The 2,224-nt window shown below is 51.0% G+C and carries 1 rRNA gene; it reads left to right on the top strand.

The window, feature by feature from the left end:
* Positions 1–42: 42 nt before the first annotated feature.
* Positions 43–2,224 (top strand): 23S ribosomal RNA (locus JG30_RS08015); the annotation flags it as partial.

Below are 2,224 nucleotides of genomic sequence, written 5' to 3'. Positions count from 1 at the left end.
GAGAAGATATATCACCGAGAAACTGTGAACCGAGAAGAAATAGGTTAAGGAAAGCAGGGCGCACGGTGGATGCCTAGGTACTAGGAGCCGATGAAGGACGGAACGAACACCGAAATGCTTCGGGGAGCTGTAAGTAAGCGAAGAACCGGAGATCTCCGAATGGGGGAACCCGGCTAACGTCAAGGTTAGTCATATCCGCAAGGATAAGGAAGACGTGGTGAACTGAAACATCTCAGTAGCCACAGGAAGAGAAAGAAAAATCGATTTCCTGAGTAGCGGCGAGCGAAACGGAAAGAGCCCAAACCAACGAGCAAGCTTGTTGGGGTTGTAGGACTGAGAATAATGAGAATAAAGGTTGGCGATAGCCGAATCAGCTGGGAAGCTGAGCCAGAGCAGGTGAAAGCCCAGTAGGCGAAATCAAAGACACTCACTCAGGATCCTGAGTACGGCGGGGCACGTGAAACCCCGTCGGAAACCGGGAGGACCATCTCCCAAGGCTAAATACTCCCTAGTGACCGATAGTGAACCAGTACCGTGAGGGAAAGGTGAAAAGCACCCCGGGAGGGGAGTGAAAGAGATCCTGAAACCGTGTGCCTACAAGTAGTCAGAGCTCGTTAAAGAGTAATGGCGTGCCTTTTGTAGAATGAACCGGCGAGTTACGTTTAGGTGCGAGGTTAAGTTGAAGAGACGGAGCCGCAGCGAAAGCGAGTCTGAAGAGGGCGAAAGTAGCTAGACGTAGACCCGAAACCAAGTGACCTACCCATGTCCAGGTTGAAGGTGCGGTAAAACGCACTGGAGGACCGAACCCACGTAAGTTGAAAATTGCGGGGATGAGGTGTGGGTAGCGGTGAAATTCCAAACGAACTTGGAGATAGCTGGTTCTCTCCGAAATAGCTTTAGGGCTAGCCTCGGGGAAAGGATGATGGAGGTAGAGCACTGTTTGGACTAGGGGCCCGTCAGGGGTTACTGAATTCAGATAAACTCCGAATGCCATCGATCTATACCCGGGAGTCAGACAGTGAGTGATAAGATCCATTGTCGAAAGGGAAACAGCCCAGATCACCAGTTAAGGTCCCCAAATCCATGCTAAGTGGAAAAGGAAGTGGAACCGCACAGACAACTAGGATGTTGGCTTAGAAGCAGCAATGCATTTAAAGAGTGCGTAATAGCTCACTAGTCGAGTGGTTCTGCGCCGAAAATGTACCGGGGCTAAGTATGGTACCGAAACTGTGGATGTCTGAGAAATCAGGCGTGGTAGGAGAGCGTTGTAAGTGTGAAGAAGCCAGACCGAGAGGACTGGTGGAACGCTTAGAAGTGAGAATGCCGGTATGAGTAGCGCAAGACCAGTGAGAATCTGGTCCACCGAAAGACTAAGGTTTCCTGGGGAAGGCTCGTCCGCCCAGGGTTAGTCGGGACCTAAGATGAAGCCGAGAGGCGTAGTCGATGGATAGCAGGTTGAGATTCCTGCACTAATCAGTAGTGATTGAACGATGGAGGGACGCAGGAGGCTAGACGTGAGCATGCAGCTGGAAAAGCATGTCGAAGCAGCGAGTGGGGTTAAGAGTCAAATGCTTTTAACCGGGAACCATGAGCTGTGAACGGGAGCGAAATACAAGTAGCGAAGCACGGAGGTCACACTGCCAAGAAAAGCTTCTAGTGAGCGACTGATTACCCGTACCGCAAACCGACACAGGTAGTCGAGGAGAGAATCCTAAGGTGAGCGAGAGAACTATCGTTAAGGAACTCGGCAAAATGGCCCCGTAACTTCGGGAGAAGGGGTGCTGGTGTCAGAGCCAGCCGCAGTGAAAAGGCCCAAACAACTGTTTATCAAAAACACAGGTCTCTGCCAAATCGTAAGATGACGTATAGGGGCTGACGCCTGCCCGGTGCTGGAAGGTTAAGAGGAGAGCTTAGCGGAAGCGAAGGTTTGAATTGAAGCCCCAGTAAACGGCGGCCGTAACTATAACGGTCCTAAGGTAGCGAAATTCCTTGTCGGGTAAGTTCCGACCCGCACGAAAGGCGTAATGATTTGGGCACTGTCTCAACGATAGACTCGGTGAAATTATAATACCCGTGAAGATGCAGGTTACCCGCGACAGGACGGAAAGACCCCATGGAGCTTTACTGTAGCTTGATATTGAGTTTTTGTGTAACATGTACAGGATAGGTAGGAGCCGTAGAAATCGGTACGCTAGTATCGAGGGAGGCACCGGTGGGATACTAC

Source organism: Bombilactobacillus mellifer (genome assembly GCF_000970795.1).
GTDB classification, from domain to species: Bacteria; Bacillota; Bacilli; order Lactobacillales; family Lactobacillaceae; genus Bombilactobacillus; species Bombilactobacillus mellifer.
The sequence above is the reverse complement of the archived record's forward strand: the minus strand, read 5'-3'. Positions and strand labels throughout refer to the sequence as shown.